Genomic DNA, 20,255 nt, shown 5'->3' with positions numbered 1-20,255 from the left:
AACATTGAAAAAAATTTCAATTTTTAACAAAAACACAATACTTTTGAAAAACAAAATCAACAAAACTGTAATTTAATTATAAAATACAAATGTCGAACCTAAGATTCAAAGCAGTAGAAGCAGCAGGCTCACGCCAAATTGCTCCATTTGAAAAAGTTGAAACAAAAAAAGCAACTGACATTTATGGAAAAAACGTTTTTTCCATAAACAAAATGAAAGACTACCTTCCAAAAAATTCATATAAGGAGTTAGTTGCATCCATTGAAGAGGGACAGATTATTTCAAGGGACCTGGCTGAGCACATTTCTCAGGCCATGAAAACATGGGCCCTTAATCACGGTGTTTCTCACTATACACACTGGTTTCAACCTTTGACAGGTTCAACCGCTGAAAAACATGATGCCTTTTTTGAACCCGATGATGATGGTGAAGCCATTGAAAAATTCACCGCAGACGCCTTGGTTCAACAAGAGCCTGATGCATCATCATTCCCTAACGGAGGTATCCGTAACACGTTCGAAGCGAGAGGTTATACTGCATGGGATCCTTCCTCCCCTGCTTTCATCTATGAAACAGGTGCTGGTAAAACACTCTGCATCCCTACAGTATTTGTTTCCTATACCGGAGAATCTCTAGATTACAAGGCTCCTTTATTAAAAGCCATCAATGCGATTGACAAGGCTGCAACCGAGGTCGCACAATATTTTGACAAATCGGTCACTAAAGTAAATCCATCACTGGGTATTGAACAAGAATATTTCTTGGTTGACCTATCTTTATATAATGCCCGTCCAGACCTTCAGTTAACTGGCCGTACCTTATTTGGCCATATGTCTGCCAAAGGACAACAACTGGAAGATCATTACTTCGGTGCGATCCCAGAGCGCGTATTGGCCTATATGGTGGACCTGGAAAATGAGGCATTAAAATTAGGTATTCCATTAAAAACACGTCATAATGAGGTTGCACCCTCACAATTTGAGTGTGCCCCAATGTATGAAGAAATTAACTTGGCAATAGATCACAATCAATTGTTGATGAACGTGATGGAGCAAGTTGCTTTGAGACATAACTTCAAGGTATTGTTACACGAAAAACCATATTCTGGCGTCAATGGCTCCGGAAAACACAATAACTGGTCTTTGATCACCAATACCGGTGTGAATCTATTGTCGCCAGGAAAAACACCTAAAAACAACTTGATGTTTTTGACATTCTTTGTCAATACCATCAAAGCTGTTTTTGAAAATGCCGATTTAATGCGTGCATCTATCGCTAGTGCAAGTAACGATCACCGTTTAGGTGCCAACGAAGCTCCACCGGCAATTATCTCCATCTTCTTAGGTTCTCAACTCGATGAATTATTAGAAGAAGTAGAATCAGCTCGTGTGGCCAAAAAGGTAAAAGCTGAAGCCAACTTATGGCATGGCATCCCTAAAGTCCCCGAATTGAAATTGGACAATACCGACCGTAACCGTACTTCACCTTTCGCTTTTACTGGCAATAAATTTGAATTCCGCGCCGTGGGCTCTTCTGCAAATTCTGCCCTACCAATGACCGTATTAAATGCGATCGTCGCGGCACAATTGATCGAATTCAAAACCGAAGTAGATAAACAGATCAAAAAAGGCACGAAAAAAGATCTTGCGATCTTAAATGTTGTCCGTAAATACATCAAAGATTCAAAAGCGATCCGTTTTGAAGGAAACGGATATAGTGAAGAATGGGAAAAAGAAGCTGCAGCACGTGGCCTTTCGAACATCAAATCTACACCGAAAGCATTGGATGTCTATGTGAAAGAAGAGTCATTGACTTTATTTGAGTCATTGGGTATCTATACAAAACGTGAATCAGAAGCCCGTCACGAGATCTTATTGGAAAATTTCTATAAGAAACTTCAGATTGAAGCTCGTGTGATCGAGGAAATGGTCAACAACCAAATCGCTCCGGCATGTTTCACTTACCAAAATGAATTGATTGAAAATGTGAAAGGCCTTAAAGACTTAGGTCTGGCACCAGCAGCATTCAGTTCACAATTGAATTTTGTGGAACGCATCTCAACACATGTAAACACTATTCTGGAGCAAGCTGAAGCTATGCGCCAAGAACGTAAGAAAGCAAACCAGATTGAAGATGTACGTGAAAAATCAATCGCTTACGATGAGCAGGTAAAACCATATTTCGATGTGATCCGTTACCATGTCAACAAATTGGAAAAAATCGTGGACGATAAAAAATGGCCTCTTCCAAAATTGAGAGAGATTCTATTTTTAAGCTAATATATAGCTCCCAACTAAAAAGAGCACCCCAGCTGGGGTGCTCTTTTTAGTTGGATACCAGTGGGTTTATGCAGAAACTTTACCCACCCGTACAATTATTTTTTTAAACGGCTGTCTTCCTCATTATCGCCGCCCCTCTTATTCACTGACTTTATATTGACGTTTCCAAAACGATACGACAGTGAAAGGCGGATCACCCGACTATCATATCCGTTTCGGATATGGTAATAGCCATTTTCCTGATAGCTGGACAATCTCCGCTTGCCCCTGGTATTCAATATATCATTCACGGCAAGCTTCACATTTAGTTTTTTATCGAACAATGTTTTTCCAGCCCCTACGTCTACCCCATAGTACGACTGAAAGCTGAAGACACCATAGACCGCCGGAGAGAAATAATTCGCCGTCAGCTCAACACTGGAGGTTTCACCAATATGGATATCATGACTGGAACTCACCTGAAAAGATAGTTTTTCCAATTGCCGCGGGGCACCCGAACGCGCATCAAAATTATATTTACTGTAAAATGCAGATGCATTGTTGGAGGTAGTCCACCATTTGAACAGCTTAACCGGTACAGTAATATTCATATTGTAATAATCGAAATAAGTTAAATTCCGGTCGGTCTGTGCAATGGCTTTGGTCGCTGAATTGCTCTCGATCACCTGCGTGATCGCATCGCTGGTCCTCTTGTAGCCAAGGTTCAACAAGTAACGTTCCTTAAAAGTATAATTCAATTCATACGAATTGGTATATTGTGGGTTCAAATATGGGTTACCATATTGATAAGTATACTGGTCCAGATAATAAATAAATGGATTCAATGCACCATAATCCGGGCGGTCTATCCTTCGGCTATAACTGAGGCCAAGTTTGTGATGATCATTGATCTGTTGCTGCATGAATAGCGTTGGAAAGAAATCCGTATAATTACACCTGGTCTGCTGCCCCAAAGTCACTGAATTCCCTAGTGAACCTGTATTTTCAATACGGAGTCCTGTTTGTACCGAAAATTTGCCAAAGGATTTATTCAAGGTAAAATAAGCCGCGACAATATTTTCATGATATAAAAAACGATTGCTCTGTTTCTTGTCCAGCACAAACTCCCCTTCGTGATTTTGATTCGCATAGATCAAATTATTATCGGTTTTCACGCGACTGTATTTCAGGCCTGCTTCAAATTTGGTTGTCTTATCAAAAGGATGGACAAAATCGGTTTTAAAAACAAGAATTTTGGTATTCGACAGCATATCGTTTCGAAAAACCTTGGGCATCTTAAACTCTTCCCAATCCGCATCCAGAAAACGGTTGCCTACATTGCTTTTATCTTGATTTTTGGAATAGGAATAATCAGCGTTAGCTGTCAGTTCAGTCCCTAAACTGTCGAAGCTTTTTTTGTAGTTGAGATTATAGGTTAGGTAATGATAGCTGAAATCCGAAAAATTACTCCCCAATACAACTGAATCTAGTTTTCCTTTTTCTGAGGCAATCAAATTGGTTCCCTGCCGTGTAGAATTTCCACCGCTCACATTGCCATTCACCACAAAGCCAAGCACCTCATGTTTCCCTAGGTCAAAATCTGCTGCAAATTTAAAATTATGCGCGCGGTAACGAAACTTGGAATAAGAATCTGAATTGAAGTAAGTCACTGTTGCTGAATCATGCACGGAGCGGTCGATAGTTAAATCATTAAATCCTAAGCTGTTATTATAATTATATGAGGTAAACAAATTCACCCAATTGTTTCGATGATTAAGTAGAAAGCCTCCATCTATTTTTCCATATTTTCCCTGTCCAAGGTTCAAGTTTAAGCTCACATTACTACCGAACTGCGTATTTTTCTTGGTTTTGATATTGATGATACCCGCATTTCCGGCAGCATCATATTTTGCCGGTGGATTGGTTAATACTTCAATTGACGCAATTGAATTTGAGGCGGTATTTTCCAACAGCCGAGAAACTTCATCTGCAGAAAGATAGGTAGGTTTCCCATCAAGCATAATAACGACATTGCTTTTTCCGCGCAGATTTATTTTTTTATTGTCCAAGGTAACACCCGGCACCTTTTGGAGAAGCTCCAATGCATTATTTCCAGTTGCCAATACACTATTTTCCACATTCAGCACAATTTTATCCAATTGACTTTCGATCAACGGTTTCTTACCGATCACCTGCGCTTCACTCAAAACCTGAGCAGTTACTTGTAAGCGAATGGTATCCAAGGTCAGCCTGCTACCTGTCTTTAACATGACTTCGTCGGAACGATAGACCGCATACCCTACCGCCGATACCTGCATCGTATATTTCCCTTCAGGGATTTCCTGTAATTCAATCGCACCATTCTCTTTGGACAATGTACCTTTCAATGGTATATCACTGGGGCTTCGCAACAGTAAAACACTGGCAGCATGAATCGGCCGCCCAGCCTGGCCAACGACAATGGCATTTAGCTTTCCGCCACCAGATTGTCCAAAAACAGCTCCCTGGAAAAAAAATAGAACCATAAGAATGAATAACGGCAGTTTCTTTTTTTGTGAGTTCATTATGTTTTGTTTATACCATCAATTGGATAGTGAGTTCATTTAGATGACAGCAAACATCCAGTATTCATTACATGTATACCAGTAGAAATAGACAGAAACACCAAAATAGTCGGTAAATGGAGAAATAACTTCGGTAAACCATTTTATCGTTTTTCAACCAGTATCCCAGGAGAAGCTCATTCATTGGGCCTGGCTTTCACAGGTGTTTGGCAGAGAAGTGATTCAAAATAAAAATTCATAAAAACGTAAATATTCAAAATAATTAAAATGAATAAATAAAATATTAAACATAATATTTGTATTTTTGCCGAAAAAATTAGCAAACTGATTGATAAACGTCGTGTCATTAAAAAGAAGATTTTACCGTATGCGGGGCCAGATTATGCGCTTTGTCCAAGGCGAGCACAGTGGTGATGCGCTACGGAATGTTTCTATCAGCATCTTACCTGCTTTAGCAATTTATCTTCTGGGGGCCCATGCCAATACAGCCATCGGTATTGGAGTAGGTTCATTATTGACGACCTTGACCGACCCGCCAGGAAACCGGAAAGACAAACTTCATTCGGCCTTGATATGTATACCTACATTCTTTATCGCCACCTTACTTACCGCCTATCTATTTCCATATCATTGGCCACTGGTCATCCTTTTGGGACTGGCTGGGTTTATCTGCACATTATATGGTTTATTTGGTCCCCGCTATGCGGCTATTGGTAATATGACCCTCATTTTAATGAGCTTTGTTATTGGCCTGACCCCGCAACAACCGATTACTGTAAGTTTGCATATTGCAACAGGAGCCTGTATTTATTATTTTTTTAGTCTTTTACAAGCTTATGTTCTTCCGTATCGTTCTTTGCGGCATGCTATGGCCAATGGTTTCCATGGACTGTCCCAATTTTTGCTTATACGTGCACAATCTTACGACCCCAACATCCCGCTGAACCTCACGTATAGCCGGGTCGGAAAAATTCATGGGCAAATAAGTGAACAACAGGAGCAAATTCGCTCATTGTTATTTCGTGAAAAAAAAATCATTGGTTATCAGTGGCATAAAAGTAATTACTGGCTCAGCCAGGTCTATGGTTTAATTGATCTCCATGAACTGATCATTGCCCTTGATCATGACTATGATGCCATTCGCAAAAACCTTTCCCCGACCGGCAGTCTTCCCCTTATTCGGCATGCCATCAACCTTTTAGCGTTGGAAATTGAGAGCTTTTCACACCCAAAAACTAGGTTCCGTTACGAACATCAATTGTATTACAACAATATTAAAATCAACGAGATCCTAAGCAAGCTCAACGCTATCCAGGAACAGCAGAATGGACCAGCAAAGCCGATCCTTTCCTCCATTGTGACCAATATTGAGGCGATCATCGAAGTACTCAACCGTATTCAGGTTGCCTTTTACCAAAATCAGGAAATCAAAAACAGAATCGGAACGGAAGAGTATCAACAATTCATCAATCGCCCATTAAGCAGTCTGCATGAGATCAAGGATAAGCTCAATACTAAAAACCCTTTATTTCGCTTTGCCCTCCGTATGGCATTGCTCTTTAGTGTCGGCGCCTTAATCGGTATCTTATTTTTGGATTTTAAATATACCTATTGGATTCTGCTCACCATCGCCATTGTTGCCAGGCCCGCATTTTCGATGACAAAAAGCCGCAATATTGAACGGATCGTTGGAACATTTTCTGGCATTTTGACCGGTCTATTTTGCTTATCGGCTTGTCATGACATCACTCTGCTCCTCCTTATTTCCACCTTAGGTCTTTTTGGCTTTTTTCTGTTCAATCGTTCCAACTACATGGTTAGTGTTATTTTTATCACCGTTGGAATAGTCATCGCTTTAAACCTATTTGAGGGTAATATTAACCTGATCTTAGGCAGCCGCATCGCGTTTACGCTAATAGGTGCCTTCTTAACTATTGTCGGATACTACCTGATCCCAGTCCGCCAAAGTACGAGCATGATCCAATTGGCCAAAGAAGTATCACTTTACAATCAGTATTACTTTGAAGTCATCAACAAAGGTCTTTATCATGATTTAGAGAGTTCCTTTGATCTACGGTTGGCCAGGAAAAAGGCACAAACAGCCATGGCATTATTCTCCGCCTCTATCAATCAGATGCGCAAAGAACCTGAACATAAATGGTTGGACTGGACATATATCCATTACTTCCAGGCACTATCCTATCGAATCAATTCCCATTTGGTCGGGCTTTCAATTTTATTGAGTAAAAAGAATCAAGTCCATGCACAGGGCGATCTGTACGACAGAATCAATGCGTTAAAACCGCTTTTGACAGATTTGGAACAAATCGCTGAACATATCAATCTAAATAAAGCCAAACGAGAAATACTGAATTAACATCCGCTCACCTCCTGGTACCAAACAACCGGCTAATTCCTTTCCGGAACAGTTCCCATCCAAAAATAGTTTAACTAAAAAAACAGCTTTTCTTTTGCATTACTAAAAAAGAAGTTTATATTTGCAAGGTCTTCAAATGAAGATTTCTAATCAACACCTTCCTTAATCAGCAGGTCTTGATTTATAAAGAAGTGGCGAGAGACTGGCTCAATGACCCACTGGCAACCTTCAATTTGCTTGAAAAGGTGCCAAATCCTGTCCAAAACAATATCGTTTTGGAGCATATAAATGAAATAAGACAATGATTATTACATTACAGACAGACCATTTAACAAGTAAAAGAGCAATACATAGCACCGCCATGTCTATGCGAATGCGTATGCATATGCACTTTCCAACTTGTTAAAGATCATTTCCTTTTTCTTGGATGCGATTTAACAGACCTTTATGAAGGTGTGTATGCTTCTTTTTTCTCGTTAATCATTCTTTTTGAACCCTTAAAATCTAAGATATTATGTCTTCAAACAAAAATCTAAAATTCGAAACATTACAGGTCCATGCCGGACAAGTTGCTGACCCTACAACAGGTTCCAGAGCTGTACCCATATATCAAACCACCTCATTTGTATTTGAAGATGCCGAACATGGGGCCAATTTATTCGCATTAAAACAATTCGGGAATATCTATACACGGATTATGAATCCGACCACAGATGTTTTTGAACAACGTATTGCGGCTCTTGAAGGGGGTGTTTCGGCACTTGCCGTCGCATCGGGTCAGGCAGCACAATTTATTGCATTAAACAATATCCTAGAAAATGGTGACAACTTTGTCGCTGGATCCAATCTGTATGGGGGTACATTTAACCAATTCAAGGTTGCCTTTAAACGATTGGGTATCGAAGCTCGTTTTGCTACAGACGCTGAATCAGATAAGATTGAAGCCCTAATTGATGAGAAGACAAAAGCGATCTTTGTAGAGACTATTGGTAATCCAAGTTTCAATATTCCTGATTTTGAAAAAATTGCCGCAGTTGCAAAAAAATATGATCTTCCCCTGATTGTCGATAATACTTTTGGAGCGGGAGGCTATCTATTCAAACCATTGGAACATGGAGCACATGTTGTTGTTGAATCCGCAACCAAATGGATCGGTGGTCATGGAACCAGCATCGGCGGGGTAATTATTGATGGTGGAAATTATAATTGGGGCAATGGAAAATACCCACAATTTTCCGAACCTTCCGAAGGTTACCATGGATTGGTTTTTTCTGAAGTATTTGGTGAAAATGGTCCTTTTGGAAATATTCAGTTTGCTATTCGGGCACGTGTGGAAGGCTTGCGGGATTTTGGTCCTGCCCTCTCGCCGTTCAATTCTTTCCTCCTGCTTCAGGGACTAGAAACACTGTCGTTACGCGTACAACGCCATGTTGACAATACCTTAGAAATTGCCAAATGGCTTGAAGCTCACCCACAAGTTGAAAAAGTAAATTACCCGGGATTGAAAAGCTCGCCAAGTTTTGCCAATGCACAAAAATATCTTAAGAATGGTTATGGTGCTGTACTTTCATTTCAATTAAAAGGTGATGCGGCCCAAAAAGCGAATAACTTTATCGATAGCCTGGAATTAATCAGTCACCTAGCCAATGTGGGCGATACCAAATCATTAATCATTCATCCTTCAGCGACTACGCATCAACAGCTAAGCGAAGAGGATCAAGCCAATGCTGGAGTATTTCCAGGAGTATTGCGTCTTTCGGTAGGAATAGAACACATTGATGATATCAAAGCCGACCTACAACAAGCATTTGATAAAATCAAATAGTCAATAAACGATCAACATTTAAGCATCCTATGAGCAGGCATATCTATCAACACCCTAAGCCTTTTGTATTTGAGAATGGAAAGGAAATTATTGATCTACAGATCAGTTATGAAGTATTTGGGGAGCTCAATGCAGCACATAATAATGTGGTCTGGGTATGCCATGCGCTAACAGCAAATGCGAATGTACTGGATTGGTGGCCCGGCCTTTTTGGGGCAACGGAGCTATTCAATCCAGACGATTACTGCATCATCTGCGCAAATGTGATTGGCTCAGCTTATAATGGAACCAATCCGCTATCCATCAACCCATTAACTGGTCAACCTTACTACCTTTCTTTTCCGGAATTTACGATCAAAGATTTAGTTAAGGCCCATCAGTTACTTGCTGCTCATCTTGCCATCCAACAGATAGCGGTTTTAATAGGCGGGTCTTTGGGTGGGCAACAGGCATTGGAATGGGCAGCTTCAAATGAAATCTTGATCGATCATCTTATCGTTGTAGGCACCAATGCAGTACACTCCCCTTGGGGCATCGCATTTAACGAAAGTCAACGGCTAGCGATTACTGCTGACCGAACTTTTTATGCTAACCATCCGGATGGAGGCATAAAAGGCCTCAAAGTCGCCAGATCTATTGCCCTGTTATCTTACCGTAATTATACAACCTATGGGCATACGCAGCAAGATGACGATCCGAACAAACGTGATCATTACCGAGCTGCTTCATATCAGAATTATCAGGGCGAAAAATTGGTGCGGCGCTACAATGCTTACAGTTATTTTTACCTGACAAAAGCAATGGACAGCCATAACCTGGGACGGGGCAGAGCATCTATAACAGCTGCACTGGCCAGTATCTCCTGTCCGACATTGGTCTTAGGAGTTGACACTGACCTGCTTTTCCCTCCTGAAGAACAGCAATTTATTGCTCAACATATTCCTAATGCCTGCTATCAGGAAATTGAATCGACCTACGGCCATGATGGTTTTTTGATCGAAACAAAAAAACTAACAGCAATCATTACTACTTTCCTAGAAGATAAGAAAGAATATATCAATGAATTAGTATAAGAGAAGTAAACATTAATATAAGAGAATCTAAGAAGAAATATGAGTAACAAATTAACGATAGGGATGTTTGGATTTGGGGTTGTGGGCCAGGGTCTATATGACATCATCAAAACCAAAAATCTTAATCTGGAAATCAAGAAATTCGTCATTAAAAATGCTGATAAAAAACGGTCTTTACCAGCCGATTTATTTTCTACCGATGCTGAGGCTATCTTAAATGATCCGGATATCAACACCGTTGTTGAGCTAATCGATGATGCAGAGGCAGCCTATCAATTAACTGTGCGTGCCCTGAAATCTGGAAAAAATGTAGTTTCTGCCAATAAAAAAATGATTGCCAACCATTTGGAGGAATTGGTAAACATCCAACATGAATTTGGAACAAGCTTACTTTATGAAGGAGCAGTATGTGGCAGTATTCCCATTATTCGGAATCTAGAAGAATATTATGACAATGAGTTGTTACATTCTGTCAGCGGAATTTTCAATGGATCATCCAACTATATTCTTTCGAAGGTGTTCAATGAAAATCAACAGTATGCTGATGCCTTAAAAAAAGCACAGGAGCTCGGATTTGCAGAAACCGACCCTACCTTGGATGTGGGGGGTTATGATCCTAAATTCAAGGTCTGTATTGTCGCATCACATGCCTATGGTATTTATGTCAAACCTGACGATGTATTCAATATCGGTATCGATAAATTGGGGCACCAAGATATTCGTTTTGCAAAGGAAAAGAATTTCAAGATCAAGTTGATACCTACGGCCAAAGAAATTGATGGCAATAAAGTGGTGCTTTATGTATTACCTCGTTTAGTGAGCAAGGAGAGCATGCTTTATAATGTCGAGAACGAGAATAATGGGGTATTGGTCAAGGCGGCCTTTGCAGATGAACAATTTTTCTATGGCAAGGGAGCTGGTGGTCACCCGACGGGCTCAGCAGTTTTGTCAGATATTGCGGCATTACGCTATGGCTACCGCTATGAATATAAAAAACATCTGGATTCAAGCTCCTTACACTATAGCCAAGATTATGTCATTAAGGTATACTTGAGATACACCGACGATAAGTTAATTGAGAAATTGAATTTTAACGAAATCACTGAACGATATTACGCTGCAGATTTTAAATATGTTATAGGCCACATTAATCTACATCAGATTGCCACCCACAAAGCTGATTTGGATCAAGAAGGAAATTTCATTGCTGAAATCGCGTAGGGCAATCAACAACCAACCTATCCCTAAATAGCCCCATATGGGGCTATTTACTTTTTAATTGAAGATCCAAAACCCCACCTTTGAGCAACTGTTCGAAAGGAAGCGACCAACTAGCCCAGGGCTGATTATTCAATCGGATCTGATCTACCAGAAAACTGTCCGCATCGCTTTTCTTTACCCGAATTATAAATTTATTTTTCCGTATGGCCTTTGGCAGTTGTATGGTAACCTGATCAAATAGTGGTGCACCGATCTGAAATGCGGGATCCTTTGTGGTCAGGCTGCGTACATCAAATAATCCCATACTTGACAAGACATACCAGGCACCAAGTTGTCCCTGATCTTCATCCTGGCCATAACCATACCCATGTATCCCATCGGTACCATAAAACTCGTTACAGATTGCCCGCACCCATTTCTGGCTCAAATCTGGTCTTTCCGAAAAATAAAACAGCCATGAAACATGTAGATTAGGCTGATTACCATGATTATAAAGACTCTGAATTCCTGCAAATGCATCAATCTGTGTACCTCCACCGAATACATTTTTTTGGGATACGGTAAAAATACTGTCCAATCGATGATTAAAAAGATCCTTTCCCACCAGTTTAACCAATTCTTGTGGTACATGCGGAACATAAAATGTATATTGCCAGGCATTCCCTTCCTGAAAGCCGCGCCAGGGTTCAGTGGGATTGAAATTGGAGATAAAGCTCCCCACACTGTCCTTGGGCCGCATAAACTTGGTCGTCGGGTCGTATAATACCTTCCATGCATCTGAAAGTTTATGCAATTTGGCATAATCCGATTCATGCCCCAGCTGGCGGGCAAATTGGGCTGCTGCAGCAGCAGAAAAAGCATATTCCAGTGTATGAGAAGCACCAAACGGAGATCCACTGGTCATCAATTCGGGGTTCCCCCCATCATCTTTTATATAAGGTGAATATCCTTTATTGACAAAGACACCTACATCCAATTTTCCGGCTCCGGGAATCCGTCCCTTTGCTTCCAATTCATTTTTTCGAACAGCCTCGTAAGCAAGATTCACATCGTAATTACGAATACCGACATTATATGCTGCTGCAATTGCCAATCCTGTAAAATTGGTCCCCACACCGGAAACATATTTACTGTTGGCAATACCATCCCCCAACCAGCCAGCATCCCGATATACCAACAATTGGCTTTGAACCCAATCGTTATAATAATCTGGATAAGCAATGGACCAGAGCTGCGTAAGGTTCCAAAACGCACCCCAGATCGCATCTGTATTATAATGCTGATGTATTGGGTTTCCTTGGGCATTGAGGGCAATCTGTCCAACTGTTCCATCATTTTTAGGATAGGCACCATTGCTGTCACTCGCAAGTCCCCGTCCAAGCAATGCATGAAATAATCCAGTGTAAAACTTGATACGGTCATTTTCCTTTCCACCTTCAACACGTATGCGCCAAAGTGCATTATTCCAGGTTTCAAGGGCCTGATGTTTGGCTTTTATAAATGATAGTCCTTTGGCTTCCCGCGTTAAGTTTAAACGCGCATTTTCAACAGAAGTATAAGAGAGCCCTGTTTTTATATCGATAGCTTCGCCCTGCTTTGTGTCAAATCGGAGAAATAGGCCTGCACCTTTTCCCTGGATGCTTTTATGCTGATCGTACCTGTCTTCATCCTTGAACGTACCAAATGATTTCGGCAGTTTGCTTATTTCAGCAAAAAAATACATCTTAATCGTTGCACCCGGCTGATATTTTTGCACATAGACCGGATTTGTAACCACATAGCCCCAAATCTTTTGCTCGTCATAATTTACTTCGGCATCCACTACCGGCCCACTCTCACCCATGACATGGCCAATATCAAATAGAATATTGGCAGCATCCGTCTTCGGAAAAGTATAGCGATGAAATCCGACACGTTTGCTTGCTGTCAGCTCCGCAACAATATCATAATCTTTTAACCTGACTTTGTAATATCCAGCAGTCGCAAATTCCTCTTGCTTATCAAATGTGGAACGATAGCCACTTGCTGGTTGATCCAATTGTCCAGGAACAGTTTTAAGCCTGCCAACAGATGGGGCGAAGACAATCCCCCCAATCTGAAATTCATGAAAATTGGCAAAACCCGCGATAGAATGGTGCCTATCATCATAGCCTACCGCTTCCCATCCCGACTTATTTCCAACACTTCCATTGGTACTTGGAGCAAGTTTGGCCATCCCAAAAGGAACTGCCGCGGGGGTATAAAAGAAATATCGACTGTGTGCAGAACCTATATTGGGTTTTACATATCTGGTTAAATCGAATGTAGGCTGGCCAAGCACACAGGTCATACCCATGAGCAAACCACAAAAGTAAAATAAGATGCATTTAATCATAATTCTCCGTTAGGTTCAAGGCAAATTTACAAAAAATAATATATGTATAAACATAAGTTAAATAATAGGGTTTGAAAAACCACTGTAATCATAAGAGAAATAACAAAATTTTCGTATTCCAGCTATAAATAAGGCTGCTTAAGCATGAATACATAAATAATAATATTTTTTCATAGCTTTGATTGTATATACATACAAAATAAAATTGACCTTCAACTAAAAATTATAAACACAATTTAAATGAAAAAAAAATTAACATTATTTAGTCTGACCCTCTTTTTACTAGCCAGCAGCTCATCGGCCCAACAGCATACTCCACAAATTGAGCTTGCAAAAACCATCCTAGCAGATACGAAGTTAAGCTATGTGGATAGTTTGGCCCGCCAGATCATCAAAGAGGGATTTAATGCTGGGAGTGGCTATTCACAGATCTGGGCAAGGGACCTCAATACCTAATGAGCTTTCCAACGAGGCTATCGATATCTATGACAATGCCATGCTCATTATAGCATTGAAAACACTGATCGACATGTTACCCAATGCTACGAAAACAGAAGAGTGGAAGGCCTTAAAAAAACCTTGGAAACAAACAGCCGACGTTATTTATGGGACCACGGAAAACAGAAATTTATTCCACATATCTACCCCGATAGATCTCCACTCCCTGCAGGATTCGATGAAAATACAATCCATTATCATGGTGGGACAACCATTGCCATTGAAGCAAATCTGCTGACGCATGATGAGATAAAGATTGTCAACAAACAGATGTTACAAAATGTACAATTATCAGGCATGCCAAGCATTGGGTTAACCTTATACCCCACTTACCCGATCAATTTTTTCAAGGGTAGCATGGCACAACATTATCAGTATCAAAACGGAGGTGACTGGACCTGGTTTGGGGGGAGGACGATCCAACAGCTTGTGCACAACGGTTTCTATCAGGAAGCCTATGAGCAATTACAACCGATGATTGACCGAGTTGTCAAAAACAAAGGCTTTTATGAGTGGTACGGAAAAAACAATGTCCCTAGTGGATCCGGCAAATTCAAAGGCTCAGCAGGTGTGTTAAGCAAAGCCATCAGCCTGATGAATCAATGGGCAAAGAACACAGTAGGTCAACAGCAATAAGCTCGTTTTATCGCCTAATTCCTGTAGCTAGCATAGCTACAGGAATTATATATTGTAAAATCACAGCAATTAATAATCCCGCCTACTTTCGACTGTATAGGTAAAGCTCTCCGCCCGATAGAATCCCACATTGTACTCAATAGCTTTTCCGGCTTGGTCGAACACAAATCGTTTTCGGGACAAAATAGGATCTCCAACATTGATCTCCAATTTTTCGGCGATAAACTTATTTGCTGCCATCGCATCGATTTCTTCCTGTGAAAGATCTGCAACAACATGATAGTCGGCTTCTAGCATTTCATACAAAGGACGTTTGAAATCTTCATCTCCGGTCAGGCCAATACGCGGGTGGAAATAAGAAATAAAATAGACAAAAGGGTCATCTTTTTTCCCTCTTAGCCGCTCGAGTTTTAATAGCTTTTGGTTCGCGTCCACATGAAAGAACCTTGTAATGGCTCTGTCTGGGATGACCCAGCTAACATGAAGCTCAAAATTCTTCACTTCGATTCCACGATTTTTCATCTCCTGGGAAAAACTAAGCCAGTTCTTCGACTTTGAGCTAAATTTTGAACTAGCGACTTTGGTACCAATCCCCTTTTTTCTGATCAATAAATCTTCATAAACCAACTTATTGATCGCCAGACGCAGTGTAGAACGTGAAATCGCAAGCCTCTTTGCCAATTCAATTTCATTAGGCAATAATTTCCCCTCAATATATTCGGGTTGCTTAATTAATTCCCTCAACAAATTTTCTGCTTGTATATGCAGGGGAACAGGACTTTTATGATCTATTTTCAAATTCATGATATGCATTTCTTAAGCTAAAATAAGATTTTTTGCATAATTAAAAAAATAGACATATGTTTGTATGTATATACATTTAACTAGTAAACCGAGTATGTCAAGCAAATTTATTATTATTTTATGCATCGTCTCACTTGGAGGCCTCTTATTTGGATTTGACATGGCTGTCATCGCCGGCGCACTACCTTTGGTAAAGGAATATTTTGGCTTATCACCCATACAGGAAGGTGTTTTTGTGAGCTCTGCATTGATTGGTTGTATTATCGGTGTATTGTTTACCGGGAGTTTGACGGACAAGTACGGTCGAAAACCAGCTTTTACCCTAGCCTCGCTCCTTTTCTTACTCTCTGCAATCGGCTGTGGATTCAGCTCAACATATACCTTATTGCTTTTGAGCAGAAGCATTGGCGGGCTCGGTGTTGGTATGGCTTCCATCGTTGTACCCCTATATTTAGCGGAAATATCACCAAGTAAATTCAGAGGGAGATCCGTCACTTGTTATCAATTAGCCATTACCTTCGGGATTCTCATTGCATACATGAGCAATTATCTGTTATTGCAATATGGTTCTATGCAGCAAAATGAACTCTGGCGCGGGATGTTTTTGGTCGGTGCAATACCGGCACTACTCTTGTGCATAGGCATTTTCTTCATTCCTGAAAGCCCCCGTTGGCTTTCCAAGAATGGCCGGACTGCAGAAGTAGCGGAAATAAGTGCATCCCTGGGGCTCCTTGATTTGCAGGACTCCCCCAGCGCTTCCAAAGGTCATATCAGCACGCTTTTTTCACCAATATATCGCAGGGCCTTCTTATTGGGCTTATTCCTCCCCCTATTCTCCCAGCTCAGTGGAATTAATGCCATCGTCTATTATGGCCCCAGTATCCTGCTTGAATCGGGTATTTCTTTGAACAGTTCTTACCATGCCCAAATATTCTTTGGTGTGGCAAATGTACTTTTTACCTTCTTTGCTATATGGAAAGTAGACAATTGGGGAAGAAGACCTTTATATATTATAGGAACTTTGGGCGCCAGTATCAGTCTGCTCGTAACGGGCTATTTTTTCCATCAGGAACATACAAACAATATTGCACTGATTGTTTCTATACTCCTATTCTTATTTTTCTTTGCTTTTTCAATAGGCCCCTTAAAATTTGTGGTGGCGGCAGAAATATTCCCCAATGCGATACGCGCACGTGCCATGGGCATCAGTATTATGGTCATGTGGATTTCTGACGCTATTGTGGGACAATTGACACCGATCCTCCTCGCATCATGGGGTGCCAGCTATACCTTTTGGTTATTTGCTTTTTTCTGTGCCCTCGCTTTTGTCATTGTGTTGATGTATTTACCAGAAACCAAGGGCAAACCGCTAGAGGATATCGAAAAATATTGGATTGAAAAATCACGGCAAACTTCAACAGGTCAAGGATCAAATCCCTAATATCATTTAAATCCATTTTTTAATACGCAATAATAATATCTTATGTATTCCAATAGTCAAACTACGTCTTTTCAGTACGACATCTTACCCACATTTCCAGTTCAAGGGAAGCTGTCAAATTCCTATCAGGAGCTTGTCGCCCACCTGATCCAACATAATATACATTGCATAGATGGATTTGTTGGGGTAAACTGGAAACTGCCCCTATCTCAAATCGAACAGGAATTTGTTAATCAGGGGATCAAGGTAAAACTGATTTCGATGGAAACAGCCTTATTACCTGAAGCTATCATACAGGAGAAAGTTGCCCCATACCTTGGCGGTAAAGATCCTTTATTTGGGAAAAAGGCCTCACTCCACCTATCGGAACTCTTTGATCAGAAAAAACTGGCTCATCTCCAAGAAATAGTCAGGGCCTCAACAAACGGAGAATATATTATTTTTTATGGCATTGGCGCCGCCTTGCTTGAAGGTGCCCATCCGGTCATGTACATTGACCTCCCCAAAAATGTCCTTATTCAGCGCATGCGTGCCGGACAAGCCTGGAATCTGGGTTGTTCGGTCCCTACAGACCAAAAAGAAACCTATAAACGCTACTATTTCGTCGACTGGGAAATATTAAACCGACATAAACGAAGCATACTGCCTCGCATAGAAATTATAGCTGACCAGCAGTCAGCAACGGAACTGCCCTGGATGGTTGGGCAAGATCTGCAAGCTACATTATCCCGCATGTCTGAAAATTACTTTCGGGTAAGACCGACATTTGAACCAGGCGTATGGGGTGGACAATGGATGAAGGAACACCTGATTGGTATTGATCAGCAACCTAAAAATTATGCCTGGTCGTTTGAAATGATCGTTCCCGAGAATGGAATATTACTCGAAGACAATGGACTTGTTCTCGAAATTTCGTTCGACCTGCTGATGTATCAGGAAAGTTTGAATGTCTTGGGAAAGGCACAGCAACGCTTTGATGTGGAATTTCCGATACGCTTCAATTTCCTTGACACCTTTGATGGTGGCAATTTATCCATTCAGTGCCACCCTAGCCCGGCTTATGCGAAGGCAGAATTTGGTGAAAACTTTACACAGGATGAGTCTTATTATATTGTGGACCGAAAAGAGGATGCACAGGTGTACCTGGGGTTTCAGGAGGATATAAAAGCTGACGATTTCCGCGCGGCACTAGAGCAGAGTTTTCATACAGGGATTGCATTGAACATAGAGAAGTACGTGCAAAAATTTGAATCTCAAAAACACCAATTATACTTGATCCCCCATGGTACCGTCCATTCATCCGGTGTCAATAACCTGGTACTGGAAATTAGTGCTACGCCCTATAACTACACCTTCAAAATGTACGATTGGGTTCGCCCGGATTTAGATGGAAAACCGCGTCCACTAAATATTGAACGTGCATTTTCCAATCTGAACTTCACCCGAAAAGGTGATGTTGTAAAACGTACGCTCATATCCCAACCAGCGGATCATGAGCTCGATGTACAATCAAAAAAAGTACATTTACCGACACATGAAGATCATTTCTATGCGGTTTGCCGGTATGAATTTGAGGATGGTGTCAATATCGAAACAAAAGGACAATGCCATATTATGATGCTGGTGGAAGGTGAAGCCATAGCCTTAACAACAGCTAATGGCATGGAAAAAGTCTTTCATTATGCAGAGACATTTGCTGTACCGGCAGCGGCCAACTCGTACTCACTTCGCAACCTGGGCACAGGTACAGTTAAGGTAATACAATCCTTTGTAAAGGACGCTAAATGTTAATCTAAGAATAAAAACTATAAAGAAACAGTATTATGAGAAATTTATTTTTCGCATTATCGTCATCATTTTTAATCCTATCCTGTACAGGGGGAAATAATCGGTCTGCCAACACAAATCTCCAAGAAACAGTTCAAAAAGACAGTAGCCTTCAGCTTGTCAAAGAGATGGCAACAAATATTGTCAAGACGGGATTCAATGCCGGTGATGGGTATAATGAGGTATGGATCCGAGATTATAACACCTTTATTACCTTGGCAACGAAGGTGCATCCCCATGAACAGATCAAAGAGCAGTTGGCCCTTTTTTTTAAACTACAGGGAGCAGACGGCAATATTGCTGACGGTTTTGTAAAAAAATCCAGTTTAAAAAATGGCGTTTCGGATTATTATACCATAACAAGCCCACTCGCCCCAGCATATGCTGCGCACAAGAATACGGTGGAGACCGACCAGGAAACCTCTCTAATCCAGGCTGTACACAAATATATTGCGGCTACACAAGACAGTTCTTTCCTTTCCCAAAAAATCGGCGACAGCCCGGTCAAGGACCGGATGGAACATGCTTTACAATTTTTATTGGATAAACGCTATAATGATCGTTATGGTTTACTCTGGGGGGCAACTACCGTTGACTGGGGGGATGTACAACCGGAGCATGATTGGGGTGTACACCTGGATGAAAATTCGCATATCGCCCTGGATATTTATGATAATGCGATGTTTTTGATTGCTCTTGACAACTATATGGATCTTTTTCCTGAAAAAAAAGAAAAATGGGGAAAAATCAGAACAACAATCGCGGATAATAGCATGAAACATCTTTGGGATGAAAAAAATCAAAAATTTATTCCGCATATCTACATAAAGGATTCTCCATTTCCGAAGGATTTCGATGAAAATCAAATTTATTATCATGGGGGGACGGCAATTGCTATTGAAGCTAATTTGCTCAGCAGGGATCAAATCAAAAGTTCTCTTGACAAAATGATCAAAAATGTAAAGGATGCTGGTGCCGCCACAATAGGATTAACGATTTATCCGACTTACCCGGCCGGTTTCTTTAAAAACAAGGGAATGTATCCATATGGCTACCAAAATGGTGGTGACTGGACCTGGTTTGGAGGCAGAATGATTCAACAACTGGTCAAAAATGGATTCACGCAGGAGGCCTATGAGCAGCTCCAACCGATGCTGGAACGTGTCATTAAAAATAAAGGTTTCTATGAATGGTATACCAAAGACAATAAACCGGAAGGTTCGGGAACTTTTAGGGGCGAAGCTGGGGTTCTCTATGACGCCATCGAACTATTGGAAAATACAGGTAAACAATAGTAGCAGATCCACTATGCTGCATACCTAAAAAAAGCCACTTCTTGTTGTAGCTTTTTTAGGTA

13 protein-coding genes and 1 riboswitch are annotated in these 20,255 nt (G+C 40.9%); of the genes, 10 read left to right on the top strand and 3 right to left on the bottom strand.

The features are described from left to right. Positions 1-89 precede the first annotated feature (89 nt). Positions 90-2,279: a glutamine synthetase III family protein gene (locus HX021_RS01935; protein ID WP_286587916.1), complete on the top strand. Its 2,190-nt coding sequence runs from the start codon at positions 90-92 to the stop codon at positions 2,277-2,279. Between the two features lie 95 nt (positions 2,280-2,374). Here the strand turns inward: HX021_RS01935 and HX021_RS01930 are convergent, their stop codons facing one another. Continuing rightward, positions 2,375-4,822 carry an outer membrane beta-barrel protein gene (locus HX021_RS01930; RefSeq protein ID WP_286587915.1) on the bottom strand — a complete coding sequence of 816 codons (2,448 nt, stop codon included), beginning with the start codon at positions 4,820-4,822 and terminating at the stop codon, positions 2,375-2,377. A 340-nt stretch (positions 4,823-5,162) separates the two neighbouring features. On the opposite strand from HX021_RS01930, the gene HX021_RS01925 reads away from it, so the two are divergent. From HX021_RS01925 to HX021_RS01910, 4 genes are all read left to right on the top strand, one after another. Then, positions 5,163-7,199 carry an FUSC family protein gene (locus HX021_RS01925; RefSeq protein ID WP_286587913.1) on the top strand — a complete coding sequence of 679 codons (2,037 nt, stop codon included), beginning with the start codon at positions 5,163-5,165 and terminating at the stop codon, positions 7,197-7,199. A gap of 178 nt (positions 7,200-7,377) precedes the next feature. Further along, positions 7,378-7,490: riboswitch (SAM riboswitch) on the top strand. Positions 7,491-7,713: 223 nt separating this feature from the next. Further along, positions 7,714-9,024 (top strand): O-acetylhomoserine aminocarboxypropyltransferase/cysteine synthase family protein, encoded by a 1,311-nt coding sequence (locus HX021_RS01920; protein ID WP_286587911.1) that lies wholly within the window; start codon positions 7,714-7,716, stop codon positions 9,022-9,024. Between the two features lie 29 nt (positions 9,025-9,053). Continuing rightward, positions 9,054-10,097: a homoserine O-acetyltransferase family protein gene (locus HX021_RS01915; RefSeq protein ID WP_286587909.1), complete on the top strand. Its 1,044-nt coding sequence runs from the start codon at positions 9,054-9,056 to the stop codon at positions 10,095-10,097. A 39-nt stretch (positions 10,098-10,136) separates the two neighbouring features. Further along, a complete protein-coding gene (locus tag HX021_RS01910) occupies positions 10,137-11,318 on the top strand; it encodes a homoserine dehydrogenase (protein ID WP_286587907.1) in 1,182 nt (393 codons plus the stop codon). 43 nt (positions 11,319-11,361) lie between these two features. Here the strand turns inward: HX021_RS01910 and HX021_RS01905 are convergent, their stop codons facing one another. After that, positions 11,362-13,692, bottom strand: a complete 2,331-nt coding sequence (locus HX021_RS01905; RefSeq protein WP_286587905.1) for a GH92 family glycosyl hydrolase — start codon at positions 13,690-13,692, stop codon at positions 11,362-11,364. A gap of 240 nt (positions 13,693-13,932) precedes the next feature. Between HX021_RS01905 and HX021_RS01900 the strand changes: the two genes are divergently transcribed. Both HX021_RS01900 and HX021_RS01895 read left to right on the top strand, forming a co-directional pair. Beyond that, positions 13,933-14,148, top strand: coding sequence for a hypothetical protein (locus HX021_RS01900; protein WP_286587903.1), 216 nt, complete (start codon positions 13,933-13,935; stop codon positions 14,146-14,148). Positions 14,149-14,271: 123 nt separating this feature from the next. Beyond that, entirely contained in the window at positions 14,272-14,826 is a 555-nt protein-coding gene (locus HX021_RS01895) for a glucosidase family protein (RefSeq protein ID WP_286587901.1), read from the top strand. Between the two features lie 69 nt (positions 14,827-14,895). On the opposite strand, the gene HX021_RS01890 is transcribed toward HX021_RS01895, so the two are convergent. Further along, positions 14,896-15,630, bottom strand: coding sequence for a GntR family transcriptional regulator (locus HX021_RS01890; RefSeq protein WP_286587900.1), 735 nt, complete (start codon positions 15,628-15,630; stop codon positions 14,896-14,898). 94 nt (positions 15,631-15,724) lie between these two features. Between HX021_RS01890 and HX021_RS01885 the strand changes: the two genes are divergently transcribed. Genes HX021_RS01885 through HX021_RS01875 form a run of 3 tightly spaced genes read left to right on the top strand, consistent with a single transcriptional unit; the run spans position 15,725 to position 20,193 of the window. Next, positions 15,725-17,071 carry a sugar porter family MFS transporter gene (locus HX021_RS01885; protein WP_286587899.1) on the top strand — a complete coding sequence of 449 codons (1,347 nt, stop codon included), beginning with the start codon at positions 15,725-15,727 and terminating at the stop codon, positions 17,069-17,071. 42 nt (positions 17,072-17,113) lie between these two features. Next, the gene (locus HX021_RS01880; RefSeq protein WP_286587898.1) at positions 17,114-18,862 is read left to right on the top strand and encodes a class I mannose-6-phosphate isomerase; all 1,749 of its coding nucleotides are present in this window, start codon (positions 17,114-17,116) and stop codon (positions 18,860-18,862) included. Positions 18,863-18,894: 32 nt separating this feature from the next. Further along, entirely contained in the window at positions 18,895-20,193 is a 1,299-nt protein-coding gene (locus HX021_RS01875; protein WP_286587897.1) for an amylo-alpha-1,6-glucosidase, read from the top strand. Positions 20,194-20,255 lie beyond the last annotated feature (62 nt).

This window comes from Sphingobacterium sp. N143, assembly GCF_030325625.1.
Taxonomy (GTDB): domain Bacteria; phylum Bacteroidota; class Bacteroidia; order Sphingobacteriales; family Sphingobacteriaceae; genus Sphingobacterium.
The sequence above is the reverse complement of the archived record's forward strand: the minus strand, read 5'-3'. Positions and strand labels throughout refer to the sequence as shown.

Bases quoted from the DNA above. Each gene is read 5' to 3' on its own strand.
- HX021_RS01915 (WP_286587909.1), top strand. From the start codon at position 9,054: ATGAGCAGGCATATCTATCAACACCCTAAGCCTTTTGTATTTGAGAAT.
- HX021_RS01890 (WP_286587900.1), bottom strand. From the start codon at position 15,630: ATGAATTTGAAAATAGATCATAAAAGTCCTGTTCCCCTGCATATACAA.
- HX021_RS01875 (WP_286587897.1), top strand. From the start codon at position 18,895: ATGAGAAATTTATTTTTCGCATTATCGTCATCATTTTTAATCCTATCC.
- HX021_RS01885 (WP_286587899.1), top strand. From the start codon at position 15,725: ATGTCAAGCAAATTTATTATTATTTTATGCATCGTCTCACTTGGAGGC.
- HX021_RS01905 (WP_286587905.1), bottom strand. From the start codon at position 13,692: ATGATTAAATGCATCTTATTTTACTTTTGTGGTTTGCTCATGGGTATG.
- HX021_RS01910 (WP_286587907.1), top strand. From the start codon at position 10,137: ATGAGTAACAAATTAACGATAGGGATGTTTGGATTTGGGGTTGTGGGC.
- HX021_RS01930 (WP_286587915.1), bottom strand. From the start codon at position 4,822: ATGAACTCACAAAAAAAGAAACTGCCGTTATTCATTCTTATGGTTCTA.
- HX021_RS01920 (WP_286587911.1), top strand. From the start codon at position 7,714: ATGTCTTCAAACAAAAATCTAAAATTCGAAACATTACAGGTCCATGCC.
- HX021_RS01935 (WP_286587916.1), top strand. From the start codon at position 90: ATGTCGAACCTAAGATTCAAAGCAGTAGAAGCAGCAGGCTCACGCCAA.
- HX021_RS01880 (WP_286587898.1), top strand. From the start codon at position 17,114: ATGTATTCCAATAGTCAAACTACGTCTTTTCAGTACGACATCTTACCC.
- HX021_RS01900 (WP_286587903.1), top strand. From the start codon at position 13,933: ATGAAAAAAAAATTAACATTATTTAGTCTGACCCTCTTTTTACTAGCC.